The sequence below is a fragment of the Saccharibacillus sp. O23 genome (assembly GCF_002205895.1).
Taxonomy (GTDB): Bacteria; Bacillota; Bacilli; order Paenibacillales; family Paenibacillaceae; genus Saccharibacillus.
Window position 1 is genome coordinate 298,948 of the sequence record NZ_NJDE01000008.1, and the last position, 19,428, is coordinate 318,375.

General features: G+C 55.2%; 18 protein-coding genes. 5 read left to right on the forward strand and 13 right to left on the reverse strand.

Annotated elements, in window-relative coordinates; genetic code table 11:
• Positions 1-13: 13 nt before the first annotated feature.
• The 4 genes from CDO73_RS11690 to CDO73_RS11705 all read left to right on the forward strand — a co-directional run bounded on the left by CDO73_RS11690 (position 14) and on the right by CDO73_RS11705 (position 4,720).
• Positions 14-922 (forward strand): sugar phosphate isomerase/epimerase family protein, encoded by a 909-nt coding sequence (locus CDO73_RS11690; protein ID WP_088488709.1) that lies wholly within the window; start codon positions 14-16, stop codon positions 920-922.
• Positions 919-1,779 (forward strand): sugar phosphate isomerase/epimerase family protein, encoded by an 861-nt coding sequence (locus tag CDO73_RS11695; protein WP_088488710.1) that lies wholly within the window; start codon positions 919-921, stop codon positions 1,777-1,779. Before CDO73_RS11690 ends, CDO73_RS11695 begins: the two co-directional genes overlap by 4 nt.
• 338 nt (positions 1,780-2,117) lie before the next feature.
• Positions 2,118-3,548: an MDR family MFS transporter gene (locus CDO73_RS11700; protein ID WP_088488711.1), complete on the forward strand. Its 1,431-nt coding sequence runs from the start codon at positions 2,118-2,120 to the stop codon at positions 3,546-3,548.
• A 47-nt stretch (positions 3,549-3,595) separates the two neighbouring features.
• Entirely contained in the window at positions 3,596-4,720 is a 1,125-nt protein-coding gene (locus CDO73_RS11705; RefSeq protein ID WP_088488712.1) for an NADH-dependent flavin oxidoreductase, read from the forward strand.
• Positions 4,721-5,133: 413 nt separating this feature from the next.
• Here CDO73_RS11705 and CDO73_RS11710 read toward each other — a convergent pair whose 3' ends face one another.
• On the reverse strand, positions 5,134-5,373 hold the full coding sequence (locus tag CDO73_RS11710) for a helix-turn-helix domain-containing protein (RefSeq protein WP_088488713.1): 240 nt from the start codon (positions 5,371-5,373) through the stop codon (positions 5,134-5,136).
• A gap of 263 nt (positions 5,374-5,636) precedes the next feature.
• Here CDO73_RS11710 and CDO73_RS11715 point away from each other — a divergent pair, with 263 nt between their 5' ends.
• Positions 5,637-6,317 carry a putative immunity/bacteriocin fusion bifunctional protein gene (locus CDO73_RS11715; protein ID WP_088488714.1) on the forward strand — a complete coding sequence of 227 codons (681 nt, stop codon included), beginning with the start codon at positions 5,637-5,639 and terminating at the stop codon, positions 6,315-6,317.
• A 92-nt stretch (positions 6,318-6,409) separates the two neighbouring features.
• On the opposite strand, the gene CDO73_RS11720 is transcribed toward CDO73_RS11715, so the two are convergent.
• The 12 genes from CDO73_RS11720 to CDO73_RS11775 form a co-directional block, all read right to left on the reverse strand.
• Positions 6,410-7,204 (reverse strand): TrmH family RNA methyltransferase, encoded by a 795-nt coding sequence (locus tag CDO73_RS11720; RefSeq protein ID WP_088488715.1) that lies wholly within the window; start codon positions 7,202-7,204, stop codon positions 6,410-6,412.
• 294 nt (positions 7,205-7,498) lie between these two features.
• Positions 7,499-8,173, reverse strand: a complete 675-nt coding sequence (locus CDO73_RS11725) for a potassium channel family protein (protein ID WP_088488716.1) — start codon at positions 8,171-8,173, stop codon at positions 7,499-7,501.
• Between the two features lie 22 nt (positions 8,174-8,195).
• Positions 8,196-9,779: a peptide chain release factor 3 gene (locus CDO73_RS11730; RefSeq protein ID WP_088488717.1), complete on the reverse strand. Its 1,584-nt coding sequence runs from the start codon at positions 9,777-9,779 to the stop codon at positions 8,196-8,198.
• 107 nt (positions 9,780-9,886) lie between these two features.
• A complete protein-coding gene (locus CDO73_RS11735; protein ID WP_088488718.1) occupies positions 9,887-10,291 on the reverse strand; it encodes a MerR family transcriptional regulator in 405 nt (134 codons plus the stop codon).
• Between the two features lie 24 nt (positions 10,292-10,315).
• Entirely contained in the window at positions 10,316-11,626 is a 1,311-nt protein-coding gene (locus CDO73_RS11740; protein WP_088488719.1) for an alpha/beta hydrolase family protein, read from the reverse strand.
• A gap of 179 nt (positions 11,627-11,805) precedes the next feature.
• Positions 11,806-13,362: a glucose-6-phosphate dehydrogenase gene (zwf, locus tag CDO73_RS11745; protein ID WP_088488720.1), complete on the reverse strand. Its 1,557-nt coding sequence runs from the start codon at positions 13,360-13,362 to the stop codon at positions 11,806-11,808.
• Positions 13,363-13,603: 241 nt separating this feature from the next.
• Entirely contained in the window at positions 13,604-15,367 is a 1,764-nt protein-coding gene (locus tag CDO73_RS11750; protein ID WP_088488721.1) for a sugar-binding protein, read from the reverse strand.
• 208 nt (positions 15,368-15,575) lie between these two features.
• Positions 15,576-16,226 (reverse strand): response regulator, encoded by a 651-nt coding sequence (locus tag CDO73_RS11755; RefSeq protein WP_088488722.1) that lies wholly within the window; start codon positions 16,224-16,226, stop codon positions 15,576-15,578.
• 2 nt (positions 16,227-16,228) lie between these two features.
• Complete coding sequence (locus CDO73_RS11760) at positions 16,229-17,233, reverse strand: sensor histidine kinase (protein ID WP_088488752.1); 1,005 nt, start codon at positions 17,231-17,233, stop codon at positions 16,229-16,231.
• A gap of 107 nt (positions 17,234-17,340) precedes the next feature.
• Positions 17,341-17,988: a cell wall-active antibiotics response protein LiaF gene (liaF, locus tag CDO73_RS11765; protein ID WP_179218675.1), complete on the reverse strand. Its 648-nt coding sequence runs from the start codon at positions 17,986-17,988 to the stop codon at positions 17,341-17,343.
• A gap of 190 nt (positions 17,989-18,178) precedes the next feature.
• Positions 18,179-18,895: a PspA/IM30 family protein gene (locus tag CDO73_RS11770; RefSeq protein WP_088488724.1), complete on the reverse strand. Its 717-nt coding sequence runs from the start codon at positions 18,893-18,895 to the stop codon at positions 18,179-18,181.
• A gap of 1 nt (position 18,896) precedes the next feature.
• A complete protein-coding gene (locus CDO73_RS11775) occupies positions 18,897-19,424 on the reverse strand; it encodes a PspC domain-containing protein (protein ID WP_088488725.1) in 528 nt (175 codons plus the stop codon).
• Positions 19,425-19,428: the final 4 nt, after the last annotated feature.

The following is a 19,428-nucleotide window of genomic DNA, read 5'->3' on the forward strand; positions in this document are numbered from 1 at the left end:
AGGAGGAATACTTATGGCTTCGAAACTCGGATTGACCAACAAGATCGGCGTGATCGTCGACAGTTTCGGCATCGGCGTTACGGAAGGCCTCAAGAAAGCCCGGGAAGTCGGCGCGGACGGCGTGCAGATCTATGCCGTCGACGGCGAGATGGACCCGGCGGTGCTGATCGGAAGCAAACGCGGCGAGCTGCGCAAGGTCATCGACGGTCTCGGTCTGGAGATCTCGGCGCTGTGCGGCGATCTGGCCGGCCACGGCTTCCAAGACGCCTCGGTCAACGCGGAGAAGATCGAGAAGTCCAAACGCATCTTGGATCTGGCGCTCGATCTCGGCACCAACATCGTGACCACGCATATCGGCATCGTGCCGGAAGACCGCAGCGGCCCGATCTACGACGCGATGCAGCGGGCGTGCCGGGAACTGAGCGAATACGCGAGCAGCCTGAACGCCTTTTTCGCGATCGAGACCGGTCCCGAACCGGCCGCCCATCTCAAAAGCTTCCTCGACACGCTCGGCAGCCGCGGCGTCTCCGTCAACTTCGATCCGGCCAACATGGTCATGGTCACGGGCGACGATCCGGTACAGGGCGTCTATACGCTCAAAGACTACATCGTGCATACGCACGTCAAAGACGGCCGCAGACTGCGAATCGTCGATCCTAAGCAGGTCTACGGTTATCTGGGCTACGATAAGATGGATCACGCCGCGATCGCCGATATGGCGGGCGGAGGCGCGGAAGCCGACTTTATCGAACTGCCGCCGGGCGAAGGCGACGTCGATTTCGACGCTTATTTCAAAGCGCTTCAGGATATCGGCTATGCGGGTTATCTGACGATCGAACGCGAAGTCGGCGACGATCCAGCTTCGGATATCGCGGGAGCCGTCCGGTTCATCGAGCAGTATCGCGGGGGACTGTCTCTATGAAACTCGGTATCAGTTCGTACAGCTTGTATCAGGCCATGCAGCAGGGGCGTTTGACGTTGGAAGAAGGTCTGGCGTGGGCGGCCGGAATCGGAGCCGAACATGTCGAGATCGTGCCGGGACTGGGCTTCGACTTTATCGAAGATCCCGGCTTGGAAGAACGGATCGTCGCCCGCGCCGCGGAATTGTCGCTGGAACTCTCGAATTACGCGATCGGCGCGAACTTCGTCACGGACAACGAAGAATTGTACGAAGCGGAGATCGAGCGGGTGCTCTCGGAAGTCGACCGCGCCGCGAGGCTGGGCATCAAGCTGATGCGCCACGACGTCGCTTCCCGCGAAGACACCTCCGTTCTTCGTTTCAACGAAGACTTGGACAAACTCGCCGCCGCCTGCCGCCGCATCGCCGACCACGCGGCCGGACGCGGCATCACGACCAGCGTCGAAAATCACGGCTATTACGTTCAGGCCAGCGACCGCGTGCAGACGCTCGTCCACGCCGTCGACCGTGCGAATTTCCGGACGACGCTGGACGTCGGCAACTTCGTCTGCGTCGACGAGAATCCGCTGACCGCCGTCCGCAATAATCTGCCGATCGCTTCGATGGTGCATATCAAAGACTTCTATATCCGTCCTTCCCGCCGCAACCCCGGCGAAGGCTGGTTCCGCAGCGCGGGCGGCAATTACCTGCGCGGCGCGATCGCCGGTCAAGGCGATCTCGATCTGTACGAGATCCTGTCCGCCGTGAAATCCTCCGGCTACGACGGATTCTTGTCGATCGAATACGAAGGGATGGAAGATTGCCTGCTGGGCACGAAGATCGCGTTCGATAACGTGCGGCGGATTTGGGACGAAGCGTAAACCGAGATACACAGATTGCGATCTTTCCCGAGGATACGGGAAAGATCGTTTTTTTGTTTATTGGCATGAGCATTTCACCATACACTCGCCACATCACTTCATTAAAATTTCATTTAAACAGAATTGACAAGAAATTTTAATAAAGATATCATAGACAACTGTAATCTATAATAAAAAGAAGGAGCTGACGAGAGGTTCCAGAGTTAACGAGCTCATTTTTCACGCCGGATTCCTTTACGGATCATGCTAATAAAATTTTTCGTCTAATCAAAGATAAAAAGAATCCTTAAAGTCCTTGATACAACTCGAACATGTTCAGACAGAACGGAGATGCAGAAATGTCAGACCATACAGAAAACAAGCAGACTTATCAAATGATTCCCATCATGGCGGCCCTGCTGCTGAGCGGGTTCGTCGGGATGTTTAACGAAACGGCGCTCAATATCGCGTTGGCCGACCTTATTGACCTATTTCAGATTTCCAATGCGGCCGGCCAGTGGTTGACTACAGGATACTTATTAACGCTGGGCATACTGCTTCCTATAACGGGTCTGCTGCTTCAACGGTTTACGATGCGGCAGCTTTTTACCGTTTCGCTCGCCTTTTCGATTACGGGCACGTTGATCGCCATTTTCTCTCCCGGCTTCGGCATGCTGCTGGTTGCGCGCGTTGTTCAAGCCGCAGGCGTTGCCGTCATGCTGCCTCTGATGTACAGTACGGTACTCATGATCATTCCTCCGGCAAAAAGAGGCGGCGCATACGGCTTGATCGGATTGGTTCTGGTCGTCGCCCCGGCCGTCGGACCCACGATCTCGGGACTGCTGCTCGAACGATTGGGCTGGCATTGGATTTTCATCATCACCCTTCCCGTTCTGTTGGTCTCTTTGCTGATCGGACTTCGGTATCTGCAAAATTTCTCGACGGTTACCAAACCCAAGTTGGATCTGCTCTCCCTGTGCTTCTCTACGCTCGGATTCGGCGGAATCGTGTTCGCGTTCAGCAGCGCGGGAGAACACGAAGGCGGATTGATCGCGCCTACGGTTCTCGTTCCTCTTATCGTTGGCGTTTTCGCGCTGTTCGTTTTTATTCGACGGCAGCTGCGCTTGCAGCAGCCTTTGATGGATCTAAGAGCATTTACATACAAAATGTTCGCTATAGGAGCCATCATGATTTTTTTGAATTTGATCATCATGCTCAGCGCCACGATCATGCTGCCTATGTTTTTGATCCGAAGTCTCGGACTGAATGCTTTCGAAGCGGGTCTGGTTATGCTGCCCGGAGGAATCGTGAATGCCGTCATGCTGCCGATCATGGGAAAAGTATTCGATAAATACGGTCCCAAATGGGTCGTTCCGATCGGGATGTCGATGATCGTGGCCGTATTGTGGCTTCTTTCCGGACTTACCGTAGACTCTACTCTGCTTCAAGTCGTGATTCTGCATACCTTTTTGATGATCGGAATCGCCATGGTATGGATGCCTTCGCAGGCCAACGGGCTCAACCAACTGCCTCCGCAGCTCTACTCGCACGGAAGTGCCATCATGAATACGATTCAGCAGTTGGCCGGAGCCATCGGTACGGCGGTCGCGGTCAGCATCATGACGCTGGGCATGAGCGACTATATCAACCGATTTGCCGGTCAATCGAATATCGAGGCTTCGGCTGCCGCAACCGGAATCTCGGCAGTATTTACGGTTGCAATCTTTATTGCCGCGGCAGGCCTGATCTGCTCGTTTTTTATCAAGCGGGTCCATGTATCGAACGTTTAAAGAATCAGGGCTTTCCCACTTGACCTTTACTTTAGGAGGAAAAATCAATGAACCCGACCTTTAACCCTTTATTTCAACCGTTTACGTTCCCTAGCGGACTTCAGATTCCCAATCGAATCGTCATGGCTCCCATGACGAACTGGTCTTCTGATCCCGATGGTTCCGTCTCGGAGGAAGAGCTGCGTTATTACGAGCGCCGCTCCGGCCAAGTCGGTACGGTGATCACGGCCTGCGCGTATGTCACGCCCAACGGGAAAGGATTTCACGGCGAATTCGCGGCCGATCGCGACGAGATGATTCCCAGCCTGCGGCGATTGGCGTCCGCCATACAAAGCCAAGGCTCAAAAGCGATTTTGCAGCTGTATCACGGAGGACGGGAATGTCCTGCGGAACTCGTGCCCGGAGGCGACGTGGTCAGTGCGGGAAACGTGCCGAACGCTCAAAACCCATCCGTTATCCCGAGGCCTTTGACTTCCGCCGAGATCGTTTCGATTATTCGGGACTTCGGGGAAGCGACGCGAAGAGCGATCGAAGCGGGCTATGACGGAGTCGAGATTCACGGAGCAAACGGCTATTTGTTCCAACAATTCTTTTCGCCGCATACCAACAACCGCGATGACGAGTGGGGCGGCAGCTTGACGAAGCGCATGGCCTTTCCGCTGGCCGTCGTCGACGAAGTGACGCGCACGGTCGCCGAGCATGCCCGAGAAGCTTTTGCGGTCGGTTACCGGTTCTCTCCCGAAGAAGCCGAGTCGCCGGGCATCACGATGCCGGATACCCTTGAATTGATCGAGGCTTTGGCAAAACGAAACCTCGATTATCTTCATATTTCGCTGATGGATTACTCGTCGCGGCCGCGCAGCGGAGAAGACCTGAATCGTTCCAGAATGGCGATCATCCTTGATAAGATCGACGGAAGAGTCCCTCTGATGGGCGTCGGTTCGATCCGTACGGCGGAAGACGCACTGCATGCTTACGAGATCGGGGTTCCGTTGGTCGCGTTAGGCAGACAGCTCGTCGTCGATCCCGATTGGACGCAAAAAATACAAGAAGGCAAAGAATCGGATATCGTCCTGACCTTGTCGGCGGACGACCAAGAATCACTGGTCATTCCGGACCCGATGTGGAAAACGATCATGAACAGTCCTCCGGGCTGGTTCCCTCTTGTCTGAGTAAAAAGCGAATGGTCGGTACGTGTAAGAGAACTGCCGCTCAGCGGGAGTGAATGCGCGTTTGTACAATCAACAAAAAGGATTCGCACCTGCTTACGGTCCGAATCCTTTTAGATTTTATCGTTTAGTCGCTCGCTATACGAGGCGTCGAAGTTCCGGTCGGAGCCTCAGATCAACGCGCCGATTTCTTTACCCGTATTTTCATCGGAATATACATGAGCATATAGACAGGAATAGGCAGCAAGCAGTATAAGATCTTCTCTACATAATCTTGTTTTTCTACCCCTTTGATCAAGAAAAAGATAACGAATAACGCCAAGCTGGTTATGACTCCGATCGCCGGAAAGTAACGGATATAGCGATAATAATTTTCTTTAGCTTTTTTCGCATTTTCGTCATCTAATGTGACGGGATTAAAAAAAAAATTCTGCTTTTTCTGCTTCTTTAACTTCATTATTTAATAAATCATCCAATTTAACGTTATATAACTGAGATACTTTTATTAAATTTTCGATGTCGGGATAACAAGTATTATTTTCCCATTTGTAGACAGCTTGTTTGGTCACGTCCAATCTTTCAGCAATTTCTTCTTGAGTCAAATGATTTAATTTACGCAATCTTTTTAAATTCTCTCCCAAGTTTACGATAAACAATCATCCTCCTTCAATTTTGATAAGACTCTCTTCGTAATAGACCTTTGAGACATCAAGATCTTGCTCGATTCACCACAGGTCTTAAAAAGAGTTTTAACAAAAAAATTGGTAACATCAATTAAAATTATACATTAAACAACCAAAAAAGTCCATTTTAACATTAAATATTAAGAAGTAAACCAATGGTTTATTTAAATATTCCTCTAAAACCTATATAATTCCTTTTGTAAATAAAAATCAATCTTGGAGGGATAATAATCACAATGAAGAAAAATTTTATTTTCAGTCTGATACTGGTTCTAATTTTCACCGTCTTAGGCCATACTTCCACAGTCAAAGCCGAGTCCACAATATTAGATAAGCAGCAACAATTAACAAACGAGAAAAACCAACCAATCAATATTGACGTTTTAACTTCTGAAGAGTTGATAAAAGTGGTCGGATTAGAAAACGAAAACCAAGAAATACAGAACATCAATCAACAAATACATCAACAAAAATTTGAAGAAATCCAGTTAAGCAATCACAATTCGAAACTGAAGTACAGTTTGAAAGGCGATGCCGCTATATACACATATATGGTAACAAGAGCATACAATAATATTGAAAAAAACGAAATCATAGTGACTCAAACCATTGTAAATGGAACGGATAATAAAATCGAAAAATTTGTAGCTGAAAAAACAAATGCTTCCGATCCCGATTCCAAGCATTTACTAGCAAACTATCAAAATACGGATACGCAAAATCAACAAAAAGACAGCTTATCCGCCAAAGCTGCCGGAGGAATGTTTTTATGGAACGGAAAATCTTTCACGTGTAGTGTAGTGGGACTTTACGCATGCGCCCAATATTGCGGAGTCTGGGCCCTTGTCAATCCGATAGCAGGCGGTGGCTGCTCGGTAGTATGCGGAGTGGCATTTGCTGCGGCTTGTTCCTTCTGACTGAACTAAATGATTAAACCTAAAAAGACGGGAAGAGGGATCGCTTATTTACGCGATGCCTCTTCCCGTCTTTGAGTTTTTTAAAAATCTGCTCACACCAACCGCTGCCGCACCGCTTCGAACAGCAGCACCGAAGCCGCCATCGCCACGTTCAGCGATTCGGCTTGGCCCGGCATCGGGATGATGACCTTCTCGTCCACGAAAGCCTCGACCTGCGGCGAGACGCCGCTGCCTTCGCTGCCGAAAACGAACCAAGCCGCGCCCCGATAGTCCGCTTCGTAACAGTTGTGCTTCGCCTGCAAGCTGGTGCTGACGATCTTGGCGGAAGCCTGCCGCGCCTGCGGCAGCAGCTCCGTCAGCTCTCCCTCCACGATCGGGAGATGGAACAGCGACCCCATCGTCGAGCGTACCGTCTTGGGGTTGTAGATGTCGGCCGAGCCCCGGCCGACCACGACGCCGGCCGCGCCGGCGGCATCGGCGGCACGGATGATCGTGCCGACGTTGCCCGGATCCTGTACGCCGTCGAGTACCGCGACGAGCGCGTTCTCCGTGCGCAGAATGTCCGCCAGCTTCGCGGCGGACTTGCGCACCACGGCGAACACCGGCTGCGGTGTCCGCGCTTCCGTGCACTTGGCGACGATCGCCGCCGAGACGGCGATCCATTCCGCCTGTCCGGAGCGCGCTTCCTGCGTCAGTTCCGCAGGCACCCCGAGCGCCGCGTCATACGCGACGCATTCCACGTCCGCTTCCGAGCGCAGCGCCTCCTGCACCAGATGAATCCCTTCGACGATATATTTCCCCTGCCGATCCCGATGCTTTTTCTCGAGCAGGCTCGCCCATTCCTTGACCCGCCCGTTGGCCGTTGATTCGATCTGCGTATGCGGCATCCCAGATCCCTCCGCTTCTTAATATCCGTTGCCCTCTATTAAAAAACCGAAAGGTATCGCGGCAGCGATACCTTTTATCTTTATGTTTTTTATCCTAACCCATCTCACGGTTAGAATATTCTGTCCTTGCGAGAAGCGCCAAGCGGAGGGAGAAATTCAGTGCAGGAACGAAGTGTTCGCCTTTGAAATCGGGAAGCCTCCTTGTTACATCCAATTCAGCTTCCCGATTGAGACAGCGACCGAAACGAATTTCTCCCGGAGCGTCCCCCGCTTCTCCCCCCCGAACAGAATCTTCTACCCGTGCCTCTCGAACGCGATCTCCAGCCGCACCAGATCGTCCCGCTCCCCGACGATCACCAGCACGTCCCCTTCCCAGAGACGGCCGTGCGGGTCCGGCGAGATGTTCATCTTGCTGCCGCGGCGCACCGCGATCACGTTGCAGCCGTATTTCTGACGCAGGTTCAGTTCGATCAGATTGCGTCCGACCATCTTCGCCGGGACCAGCATCTCGAATATGCTGTAATCGCCAGACAATTCGATGTAATCGAGGATGTTCGGAGAAGTCAGATTGTGCGCGACCCGCGTACCCATATCCCGCTCCGGGAAAATGACTTTATCCGCGCCGATCTTGCTGAGCACTTTGCCGTGCAGCGCGTTCTGCGCTTTGGCGATGATCAGCGGCAGATTCATCTCTTTGAGGATCAGCGTGGTCAAGATGCTCGCTTGAATATCCTGTCCGATCGCCACGACCACGACGTCGAAATTGCGAATGCCCAGCGCCTTGAGCGCTTCTTCGTCCGTCGAGTCCGCCGATACGGCGTGCGTCACCACGTTGGAGATCTCCTGAGTCCGTTCTTCGCTCGCGTCGATCGCCAGTACGTCGAAGCCCATCTCGCTGAGGGTCTTGGCAACGCTGGAACCGAAACGCCCCATGCCGATGACCGCATACTGCTTCTTGCCTTTCCCCATCCCCGATCAGGCCTCCTTGAACTTACGGCGCCATCTCCAAGAATTGGGCGTCCGGATTTTTGTCGATGGCGGTACGCATCGCGTATTCGTTCTCGAACAGCGCCACGTAGTTGCCTTTTTTGTCTTTGACCAGCGTCGAGTTGATCCGGAACTTGGACGGATCGATCTCTTTCGCCACGATCCAGCGCGCGAATTGGAACGACTGACGCTGAAGCTGCACGTCGACGCCGTATTCGTTTTTCATCCGGTATTCGAACACTTCGAATTGGAGTTGGCCGACGACGCCGAGAATCGTATCGTCGAAGCTGACCGTGCGGAAGACTTGAATGGTACCTTCTTCCGTCAACTGGTCGATGCCTTTTTGATACTGTTTGTGCTTGAGCGCGTTTTTGGCCGTGACTTTGGCGAAAATCTCCGGGGAGAACGTCGGCAGCTCTTCGAATTCGAAATTCTGACCTTCCACCAACGAATCGCCGATCCGGAAAATGCCCGGGTCGAACAGACCGATGATATCGCCCGCGTAAGCCGTTTCGACGATATCGCGGTCTTGGGCCAAGAACTGCTGCGGCTGCGCCAGTTTGATGTCTTTGCCGACGCGGACATGCTTGACGCTCATGCCGCGCTCGAACTTGCCGGACACGATGCGCAGGAACGCGATCCGGTCGCGGTGCGCCGGGTTCATGTTCGCTTGAATCTTGAACACGTAGCCGCTGAACTTCTCGCGCACCGGCTCGATTTCGCCTTCCGTGCTGCGGCGCGGCGCCGGCTTCGGCGCGAGTTCCAAAAAGTTCTCGAGGAACGTCTGAAGACCGAAGTTATTGATCGCGCTGCCGAAGAAGACCGGAGTCAGCTCGCCGCGTTTGACTTTTTCGTAGTCGAATTGATCGCCCGCCACGTCCAGCAGTTCGAGTTCTTCGGCCAGCTGGTTCGCGTGGTATTCGCCCGCCATCTGCGCGATGATCGGATCATGATAATCTTCGACCTTCTGCACTTTGATCTGCGAATGGTCGTCGCCTTGGAACAGCTCGACCTGATTCTTCATTCGGTCGTAGACGCCGCTGAGTTCCCGTCCCATGCCGATCGGCCAGTTCATCGGAACCGAACGGATCCCGAGCACCTGCTCCAATTCTTCCATCAGGTCGAACGGGCTGCGGCCTTCGCGGTCGAGTTTGTTGATGAAGGTAAAGATCGGAATGCCGCGCTTCGCGCAGACTTGGAACAGCTTGATCGTCTGGGCTTCGACGCCTTTGGCGACGTCGATCAGCATGACCGCGCTGTCGGCCGCCGTCAGCGTCCGGTACGTGTCTTCGCTGAAGTCTTGGTGACCGGGCGTATCCAGAATGTTGATGCGGTGGCCGTTATAATCGAACTGCATGACGGAAGACGTTACCGAGATCCCCCGCTGTTTCTCGATTTCCATCCAGTCGCTTGTGGCGTGTTTGCTGGCTTTGCGCGCTTTTACCGTTCCGGCCAGACGAATAGCGCCGCCGAAGAGCAGCAGCTTCTCCGTCAGCGTCGTTTTCCCGGCATCCGGGTGAGATATAATGGCAAAAGTTCTGCGTTTTTCGACTTCTTCGCGCAAAACTTTGTCTTGGGTTTGGCTCATGTTCACGTTCCCTTCTGTATCGTGCGTATTCATCCCTATATTGTACCATAATTCCCGCGCAGGCAAGGGAGAATCTGTATCGAAAAAAAGGGCTGGCGCGATTTTATTTACTTCTCCGGATCGCGGCGGAACGTTTGCAGATACCCGCGTACGTCTTCGTCGTCATATTCGTTCAACAGCCGATGCAGATGGAATTTGACTTCGGCCAGATGGGCTTCCTGCCGTTCGATATCTTGAATCTGCCGCCGCACCAGCTCTCGCAATCCTTCGACGTCCATCTCCCGGCCGTCGCTCAATTTGCGCAGCGTGTCGCCGATCCGAGACAGCGGATAGCCGAGCGCTTTGGTATCCTGTATGAACTGAATCAGCGTCAGATATTCTTCGCCGTACAGCCGGTACCCGCTCTCGCTGCGCTCGGGCTGCGGAAGCACGCCGCTGTCTTCGTAGAAACGAATGGCCGCGGGGGTCAGTCCCGTTTTTTTCGCCAACTGCCCCCGGGTCATTTTCTTCATTGCGTTTCCTCCTTGGACGTTCGGTTATTCGGCGCGTTCCAGCCATTCGTTCTGCGATCCGATGCGCGTGTAAGCTTCGTTGTAGCGAACTTCCGGGAATTCCGGCGTATCGCGTCCCAGAATCGACTGCTCGATCCCTTTGAGGTAGCGGTCGAAAAAGGCCACGGCGTAAGCTCGATTCAACTCGATATTGCGCTCAGGCGTAAACGATCTGGCGAACAGCCGCGGCGAGATCAACGCGATATCCGTGAAGCTCTGATGGAAAAACGGTTCGACGACCGCAAACAGCACATCGCTTAAGCTCGACGTCATCACCCGCTGGAGATCTTCTTCGAATTCGTCGAAAAAGATCTTTTCCTTTTTCGGATTGTCCGGGTCCAGACTGCGCGCCGTTCCGCCGGTGAACAGATACATGAAAGGCCGTTCCAGCGGTTTGCGCGACACTTCTCCCCAGAAGCCGCCTTCCAGACTGAGCGCGGCGGCAAAACGCGAATCTGTCGACAAAGCTTCCGCCGCCGTCGCGCCTCCGTAAGAGTGCCCCACGATGCCCGTACGCGACAGATCGAGACGGCCGGACAGCAGATGTCCCGAATCGGCTTGATTCCACCGTTCCAACGTATCGAGAACGAAACGGGCATCCGCCGCTCGGACGGCGATCTCTTTGACATTATAATCATACAACTCGCGCGATTTCGCAAACTTCGGCTCGTCCCGATACATCGCTTCGCTGCCGTCTGCCAAAGTCACCTGTGCCGAAGTGTACGGATGGTCCATCCCGATCACGATATAACCGCGGCTGACCAACTCTTCGATCATCGTCAAGCTTTGATGGCGGGTCGAACGGATGCCCGGCGAGAACAGCAGCACCGGATAAGACGAACGGTCCGAAACCGGCGGCAAATGCTTGAACGCGTGCGTTTTCACTTTCGACAGATGCCGGAACAGACCTTCGGGCAATCCGAATACCAGCGTCAGGCATCTGCCGAGCGAAGCCGGATAACGTTCGGGTTCGAGCGCTTTCGCCGATCCCGAACGGGCAGACGCCGTTTGAAGCGCGGCCGGATCGGCCGGATACCAGACCGTCGTCGCGATCTCGCGCGGCCCGGTTCCCTGCGGAACGCTTCCCCGTCTCGTCTCCTGCCGGCTCTCGTCGATCAGATAGGCCTCGAACGTGCCGATCGCATAGGTGCCGGTCGGCTCCGGCATCGTAAAGATCGGGAACAGACGCCGCAGCGGATTTAAGCTCCGGCCTTCTTTGCGGCTTCGATAAGCATACAGCGCGGCCGCGAGGCCCGCTGCTCCTCCGATCGCCGCCCATTTCGCCTTCTTCTTCATGTTTTCCTCGCTCCCTTCTATGCATCCAGCATAAACCTTGCAGGTTACTTCAAGGTCAAGCCCGGCTTTCGCAGGAACGCGAAAAAGCCGCCAAGCTCCCGAAATCTTCGGTCGGCTTGACGGCTTTCTTGTATAAAAGGCTATGATGCTCCGTGCGGATCTCCGGAGTCGAGCCGCGTTTAGCTGCTCGAAGCGGCTACCCAGATCACGTTGTCTTCTTCTTGTCCGTTTACCGGCCACCAATGGAAGCCGTCGCGGGCGAGCAGTTCATGCGACGCGTCCGGTCCCCAGCTTCCTGCCGGATACGAATCGACGTCGGCCGGATTTTCTTTCCAAGCCGCGTCGATCTTGTCGATGAACGACCACGCCGAAGCGACTTCGTCCCAACGCGTGAAGTACGTGGAATCTCCTTTGGCCGCGTCGTGGATCAAGCGCTCGTACGCTTCCGGCGAGTTGATGCCCACCAGGCAGCTCTGACAGAACTCCATCGCCACTTGAGCGATTTCCGATTCGGAACCCGGTTTCTTGGCATTGATCTTGAAGTAGATGCCTTCCATCGGGTTGACGCGGATGACCAGCAGGTTCGGCTGGAGATCGTGCTTTTGTCCGAGGTAGATATTGCCCGGCATCTTCTTGAATTCGATCACGACTTCGGTCGTTTTGACCGGCAGGCGTTTGCCTGTACGGATATAGAACGGAACGCCCGCCCAGCGGAAGTTGTCGACGAAGACGCGAGCCGCGAAGAACGTCTCGGTATTCGAATTCGGATCGACTTTGTCTTCCTCGCGGTAACCCGGCAGGTCTTTGCCTTTGCTTTGTCCGGCGGTGTATTGTCCGCGCACGACGTTGGCTTTGACTTCTTCCGAGCTCTCGAAGTGGTGCAGCGAACGCAGCACTTTCACTTTCTCGTCGCGGATGTCTTCGGCCAGCAGACGGCTAGGCGGTTCCATCGCGATCATGGTGAGCAGCTGAAGAATATGGTTCTGGCCCATATCGCGCAGCGCGCCCGCATGGTCGTAATAGCCGCCGCGTTCTTCGACGCCGACCGTCTCGCCGAGCGTGATCTGCACGTTGGCGATATATTTGTTGTTCCAGAGCGATTCGAAGAACATGTTCGAGAACCGGATGGTCTCGATGTTCTGCACCATCTCTTTGCCGAGATAGTGGTCGATCCGGTAGATCTCGTCTTCTTGGAAGACGTGACCCAGTTCTTCGTTCAGCTTCTCGGCCGACTTGAGATCGTAACCGAACGGCTTCTCGATCACCAGACGATGCCAGCCTTCGCTGTCGAGCATGCCGCCTTCGCGCAGGTTGAGCGAGACGCTGCCGAACAGTTCCGGCGCCAGCGCCAGATAGAACAGGCGGTTGCCCGGAATCGAGAACTTCGATTCGATCGCTTCCGTCTGGGCTTTCAGTTCTTGGAACCCTGCCACGTTGTTGATGTCGAGGGATTTATATTCGAAGTGTTCCGCGAATTGCGTCCACTTCTCCTGGTCGGAAGATTTGTACCGTCCGAACTCCTGGATCGAACGGAATACGTCATCGCGGAATTCTTCATTCGTGCGAGGGCGCCGCGCTACTCCGACTACGGCAAAGTCCTCTGCCAGTTTACCTTCCCGGTACAAGCTGAAAATGGCCGGGAACAACTTACGGCGGGCCAAATCTCCGGTAGCTCCGAAGATAAAGAAGACCGCGCCGGGTGCTTTCAATGCTTCAAGATTTTGATTGTCCGCCATAGCTCCCCATTCTTCCTGTAGTTAGTATAGTGTGTCGTGCCTGACTATCCTTCTTCGCTTCAGCGCGAAGAACAAAGATGTGATGTCATTTTAACATATCTCTCAAATTGATGCTATCGTATTGATTATCAATTCTGCTGATCTAAGATGAAGGTTTCATTAATATTAAATACACCAAAAGGACCGGCTAAATCAAGCCGATCCCGGGAAAAGAAGAAGATACCGCTTTCAATATCGAATCTTAATTGTCGAGCGTCACCTCGCCGTAGACCCTCGTATCGGCCCAATACGGCAGATTCTTGTCTACCCAGCTCAAGTAGGTATTCCGGCGTCCGTCGCCGTCGGAATCGTCGTTGGCGCTGGCGTTGAAGCCGATCGTGTCGCCGGCCTGCGGAGAGAGCGCGGTATAAGGCACGGCGAATTCGGCCGTATAGCCGCCGTCGCGAGGCACCACCGCGCGCGTTACGCGGGACAGATCGAATCCGCGCACGGCGGAAGAGAGCGCGCCGTCGTACCCGACCCGAAGCTGATAATCGCCGACCGTGCGCGTGCCGTTCTTGGCGTTCAGCTCGTCCACCCAGACTTCGACGGAATCGTTATGTTCTTCCGAAGCTTTCGCGTTCGGCGTGGCGTCTTTCATTTCGAACAAATAATACAGAGCCGTCTCGTCCCAGGCGATCCGTACCGTTCCGGTCGTCCCGTTGGCGTCGACGTTGAGCGGAAGCGGCGTCGAATTGCTCCAGACGTCGTCGATCGCGCCGTCGATGCGCGGCGTGCCGCGCGCCGCGAGCGCTCCTTCTTCTTCGCCCCCGCCCGGAAGCGCGGAATTCGGCAGATCGCTGCTCACCTGCGCCTGCGATTGATTATAGAACGGATATCCGCCTTCGCCCTGCACCCGGTTGCCCGCGAAGTTGAAGGTCCCGGTCACCGTTTTCAGCAGATGAATGCCGTGATTGGCCGGATCGAGAATCTGATTGCGCACGATCAGCGCTTGAATGCTCGCCGAACCGAGAATCAGTATGCCGCTGTCCGCGGAATCGACGATCGTGTTCTGTTCGATGATCGCGTTCGAGATGCTCGGTTCTTTGTACGTCGCTTGAAGCCGGATACCGCCTTTCTCCGGAATCGAAGCGTTGCGGCTGTCGCGCGTAATCGTATTCCGGGCGATCTTGAGATTGCGCACCTCGTACGTCTGATAACTGCCTTCCGAAGCGACGAACACGCCGGCTCCGCCGGTATCGGCGATCCGGTTGTCTTCGATCGATACGTCGCTGCCGCCGGAGACCGTGATGCCGCGCGCATGGCCGCCCGAGACGTCGTTATTCGCGATCTTGACGTTTTTTACCCAAGTGCCGTTCTTCTCGTAAGATACCACCGCGATCATATCGTCGCCGGTATTGCGGGCGGTATTCTGTTCGACCCGGATATTCATGGAGCCGCCCGTAATATGAATGCCGTCGGCCAGCGTATCGCGCACCGTATTGTTCGTAATGGCTCCGTTCATGCCGTAGACGATGATGCCCGCGGAAGAACCGCCTTCGATCACGGTCTCTTTGACGGTAAAGTTCGCCGCTTCCGGCAGCACATGCACGCGCGCGGACACGGAGCTGGACAGACGGTTCGAGACCGGAACGGTCGTCAGCTTGACTTTGCTCAGATCGCTGTTGGAACCGGCCAGTTGAACCGCCTGACGCTGCGGATTGGTGCTGCGAAGGATCGAAGATTCGCCTTCTCCGAACAGATCGACCCCGTCGAGCACGATCACGTCGTTGTACAAAAAAGTTCCCGGCGGAACATAAACGCTTTTGCCCGAAGCTTTGGCGGCCAAGACCGCTTGACGGATCGCGGCGAGATCGTCGAGACCGTCGTCGGGAATCGCGCCGTACTCTTCGATGGATACGGCGTTCGCGGCTGCTGCGGACGAAGCGGAAACGAACGGACCGACTGCAGGCAGGGCAAGGACGGAAGCGGTCAGCAGACAAGCGGCTTTTTTCAAGATGGACATGAGAGCGACCTCCTTTTTAGTTAAGCGCTTTCAAAGTATAATCGACGATGTTTGCCGACCTGTCGAAATCGCATAATGTGTTAGGCGCTCAAAATTCGAGAGGTTTTCTCTGCGGTCCGTTCGGTAAAAAAGCGCAAAAAAAGACCGGCCGACATTTCATGAGGCATCGGCATCCTCCGTAAACCGGAAGCCCGATCCCGCACGACCGTCATTCGGCCAGTCCGTTTTTGTAAGCGTAAATGGCGGCCTGCGTCCGATCCTCCACGTCCAGCTTGGAGAGCAGGTTGGTCACATGGAACTTGACCGTCTTGATCCCGATGATCAGTTCGTCGGCGATCTCCTGATTGGACTTGCCCTGCGCGAGCAGCCGAAGCACTTCCATCTCGCGATCGGTCAGATCTTCATGCAGCGCCCGGGCGGCGGCCGGAGTGCGGAAACGGTTCATCATCTTCGCCGCGACCTGGGATTCCAGCACGGACTGTCCGCGCACCGCCGCGCGGATCGCGTCCGCGACTTCGTTCGCTCTCGACGTCTTGAGCAGATAACTGAACGCGCCCGCTTCGATCACCGGATACATCTTCTCGTCGTCCAGATAGCTGGTCAGCACGATGACTTTGGACTCCGGGCAGATCTTCAGCACCTCGCGCGTCGCTTCGATCCCGTCCATCCCGTCCATGACCAGATCCATCAGCACCACGTCGGGTTTGTACTGCTGCGCGAGACGCACGCCTTCTTGCCCGCTGCTGGCTTCGCCGATCACTTCGATATCGTCTTCGGTATCGAGCACGGCGGCAAGCCCGATCCGGACCATCTCGTGGTCGTCGACGAGCAGCACGGTAATGAGTTCTTCCGTTTCCATCGCTATTCCTCGCTTCCTTTCTGTTCCCCGTTTACCAGCGGCACGGTCAGCTCGATCCGCGTTCCTTTGCCCGGCGCGGTGATATAGCGGATCGAACCGCCGACTTCGCTGACCCGCTCCTGCATCAGCGACAAACCGTAAGAAGCCTGCTTTTTCTCGTCCAGCTCGAACCCGACGCCGTTATCTTTGAGCGACATCCTCAGCGCGTCGCTGCGGCGGACGATGATAATCTCCATCTTGTCGGCTTTGGCATGGCGCAAGGTGTTCGACAGCGCTTCCTGCACGATGCGGAACAGATGGTTTTCGATCCCTTTGACCAGTTCCAAGCCCGCATCCATGTCGAGCGTGATCTCGATCGGCGCTTTGGCCTGAATCTCGCGGATCAGTTCGCTCAGCCCTTGATACAGCGGCTTGCCTTCCAGATACACCGGCCGCAAATGAAGCAGCAGCGCCCGCATCTCCGACTGGGCCACCGACGCCATCTCCTCGATCAGTTCCACTTGGCGTCTTGCCCGCGACAGGTCTTTCTCGAACGTCCGGCCGACCGCGGTCGCCGTCATCGAGATCGCGAACAACTGCTGCGAGACCGCGTCGTGCAGTTCGCGCGCGAGCCGCTGGCGCTCTTCGACGATCGCCGATACCCGGGCCTGCTCCGCCAGCTGCGCGTTATGCGTCGAGAGGCGCTGGAGCGAACTGACTTGTTCTTCCCATTTCTTGCCGACGCGCTCGAGCTGGTCCGCCAATCCTTCCATATCGCCGCCGATCGGTCCGATCGGACGCGCCGGACTGCCTTTTTCCCAGAGCAACAGCGTATCTTGCAGACGATCGAACTGAATCTTCGTCTGCATCGACCGGTACAATCCGTACAGCGCGCCGACGGTGATCGATACCGTCAGCACCGTAAGGCCCGCCCGCAGCTTCAGCGGCCACGTGTCGGGCACGGCCAGCAGACCGTAGGAATACAGCACGTACATGGCCGACAGCAGCACGATCAGCGCCAGCAGCATGCCCGAGCCGATTCCCCGAACGATCGTATTCGTTTTTTTGCTTTTCCCCGCTTCGTTCACCGTTTCTGTTCACCGCCCCGGTTCTTGAATGACCGCCGCGCCGGCCGTCAATTCATTCGGATATTCACGTTGCCTGCCGCATGCGCCATCACGACTCTGACTTTCTGCTCGCTGCGCTCGTAGCCCGGCGACCTCCAGACGAATTTGTTCAGCATGCCCGGACGCCCTTGACCGTCGAAGCTGACTTTGCCGTAGCCGACGAAGACGTCAAGCTCGAGACCGTATTCTTCCGGAAAAGTCAGGTCCACGTCGCTGATCAAGCCTTGCAGATGAATCACCGTATCGGGTTCGGCGGGCAGCGCCAACGAGAAGTCGCAATCGACGTCGCCGAACAGATGCCATAAGCTGATATTTTCGGGCGTCCATGCTTCCCGGTCGCGTTTGAGCTGCGATACCCATTCGACCCGCTCCGTATAACGCCGTCCGGCATGAAGTTCCCGCGAACGCGCGTAGAAGACGGCGATCGACAGCAGAATCCCGCCGATCAGCAGCACGATATGATTGAGCAGCAGCAGCCCGGCGCCGACGGCCAGACATTTGTAGCCGAACGGGACGCGTCCGGCGCGCATCGCGTAGATGCCGTAACACAGCACGAGGAGAGCGATCAGAGAGAGCGGATTCAACCATTTGCCGAACAGGATGATTACGCCCGCGGCGATCAACACCAGAGCCAATATTCGCTTTCTTCGGTTCATGATCGTCCCTCCTTCTGCCGTGTTTGCGTTTCGTGTCGCTTGGCTTTCGCCGTTCGTCCCAAGCGTAGCAAAAGCCATAACGGTCAAGAACCGTATGGCTTCGCTGCGTCTTATGAAACTTTTTCTACTATAACATAACGGAAGCCCGCTGTGTTGCTCTTCGGGCGCGGCGCGCCTTCGAACGTAAGGATTATTCTTCGCCTTTTGTCAAAGAAGGCGAGCTGCTCGTGCCGTTCAGCTTGTTCTTGAGCGCGTTCAGCTGCTCGTCGACTTGAAGCTGCTTCTGCGTGTCGACCGGGCTGACGTAAGCGGACGGACGGTTCGAACCGCCGTAAGGCGAGATGCGCAGGACGTCGGCTTCGGCTTCCATCTGCATGATCTTTTCTTCCATCCGGCGGAAGCCCGACGAAGAGCTGCCTTTGTCGATCGCGTAGACCGGGTTCACTTGCGCCATTTGCTTTTTGGCTTTCGCCATTTGGGCGCGGGCTACCAGCTCGTTGCGTTTGTTGCGCATTTGATAGAACTCGTCTTTCATTTCGTGCAGTTGGCGCATCAGATCTTCGACTTGAATTTCGGCTTGACCGTGCAGGTCTTGATATTCCGCGATCCGTTGATCGAAATAGATCTTCTCTTCCAGCAGTTTGCGCGCCGCTTCTTCGTGGCCGTTCTTCAGAGCGGCTTCGGCTTGCGATTCGCGCTGCGAGGACAGACGATACGCTTCTTCCAGACGCTGTTTCATGCGGCGCTCGTTCGCCATTTGTTTCGCGACCGTCACTTCGGCTTGACGAATCTCCTCTTCCATGTCGCGCAGGTATTGGTTCAGCATCACGATCGGATCTTCTACCTTATCCAGCAGTTCGTTTACCGATGCCTTCGTCATGTCTCTCAGTCTTTTGAATACTCCCATTTTATAAATCCCCTTTCTCGTTCTCGTATTTGGAAAGCTTTTGCTTGAGTTCTTCGACTTCTTTCTTCAGAGCCTTTTTCTCGATATCTTCCATCATGGCGTCAAGGCCGGAATCCGGCACGTCGCGTTTCTTCAAGTCGGCATGCGGCGCGTTCGGCCGACGCTGCGGCGGAAACGGACGGGCGAATTCGCGTTCCGGACCCAGCGGTCTCGGCGACCGGGGGTCATGCGGACCCGGGAAGCGCGAATCGCGCGTCTCGCGGTCGTACGCGTTTTCCGGACGATACGGATCGCGATAAGGATCGCGGCCGTACATGTCGGGATCGTACGGATAGTACGGAGGCGTCGGGTCTTTCGGAATGACGAGCGAGGCGATAAAGTAGATCGGAAGCATCGCTCCGCTCGTCAGCGGGATCGCTACAAGGAACAGAATGCGGAGCAGCGTCGGGTTCACACCGAATTCTTGTGCAATTCCGCCGCAGAGTCCGGTAAGCATTCGGTCCTGGGTCGAGCGGTACAATCTGTGCATCCTC

Excerpts from the sequence above, each read along its gene's own strand:
- CDO73_RS11725 (WP_088488716.1), bottom strand. The coding sequence starts at position 8,173 with ATGGGGAAAGGCAAGAAGCAGTATGCGGTCATCGGCATGGGGCGTTTC.
- CDO73_RS11755 (WP_088488722.1), bottom strand. The coding sequence starts at position 16,226 with ATGGAAACGGAAGAACTCATTACCGTGCTGCTCGTCGACGACCACGAG.
- liaF (WP_179218675.1), bottom strand. The coding sequence starts at position 17,988 with ATGAACCGAAGAAAGCGAATATTGGCTCTGGTGTTGATCGCCGCGGGC.
- CDO73_RS11700 (WP_088488711.1), top strand. The coding sequence starts at position 2,118 with ATGTCAGACCATACAGAAAACAAGCAGACTTATCAAATGATTCCCATC.
- CDO73_RS11775 (WP_088488725.1), bottom strand. The coding sequence starts at position 19,424 with ATGCACAGATTGTACCGCTCGACCCAGGACCGAATGCTTACCGGACTC.
- CDO73_RS11705 (WP_088488712.1), top strand. The coding sequence starts at position 3,596 with ATGAACCCGACCTTTAACCCTTTATTTCAACCGTTTACGTTCCCTAGC.
- CDO73_RS11690 (WP_088488709.1), top strand. The coding sequence starts at position 14 with ATGGCTTCGAAACTCGGATTGACCAACAAGATCGGCGTGATCGTCGAC.
- CDO73_RS11740 (WP_088488719.1), bottom strand. The coding sequence starts at position 11,626 with ATGAAGAAGAAGGCGAAATGGGCGGCGATCGGAGGAGCAGCGGGCCTC.
- CDO73_RS11695 (WP_088488710.1), top strand. The coding sequence starts at position 919 with ATGAAACTCGGTATCAGTTCGTACAGCTTGTATCAGGCCATGCAGCAG.
- CDO73_RS11750 (WP_088488721.1), bottom strand. The coding sequence starts at position 15,367 with ATGTCCATCTTGAAAAAAGCCGCTTGTCTGCTGACCGCTTCCGTCCTT.
- CDO73_RS11720 (WP_088488715.1), bottom strand. The coding sequence starts at position 7,204 with ATGCCGCATACGCAGATCGAATCAACGGCCAACGGGCGGGTCAAGGAA.
- CDO73_RS11760 (WP_088488752.1), bottom strand. The coding sequence starts at position 17,233 with ATGCTGCTGGCGCTGATCGTGCTGCTGTCGGCCATGTACGTGCTGTAT.
- CDO73_RS11715 (WP_088488714.1), top strand. The coding sequence starts at position 5,637 with ATGAAGAAAAATTTTATTTTCAGTCTGATACTGGTTCTAATTTTCACC.
- CDO73_RS11735 (WP_088488718.1), bottom strand. The coding sequence starts at position 10,291 with ATGAAGAAAATGACCCGGGGGCAGTTGGCGAAAAAAACGGGACTGACC.
- zwf (WP_088488720.1), bottom strand. The coding sequence starts at position 13,362 with ATGGCGGACAATCAAAATCTTGAAGCATTGAAAGCACCCGGCGCGGTC.
- CDO73_RS11730 (WP_088488717.1), bottom strand. The coding sequence starts at position 9,779 with ATGAGCCAAACCCAAGACAAAGTTTTGCGCGAAGAAGTCGAAAAACGC.
- CDO73_RS11770 (WP_088488724.1), bottom strand. The coding sequence starts at position 18,895 with ATGGGAGTATTCAAAAGACTGAGAGACATGACGAAGGCATCGGTAAAC.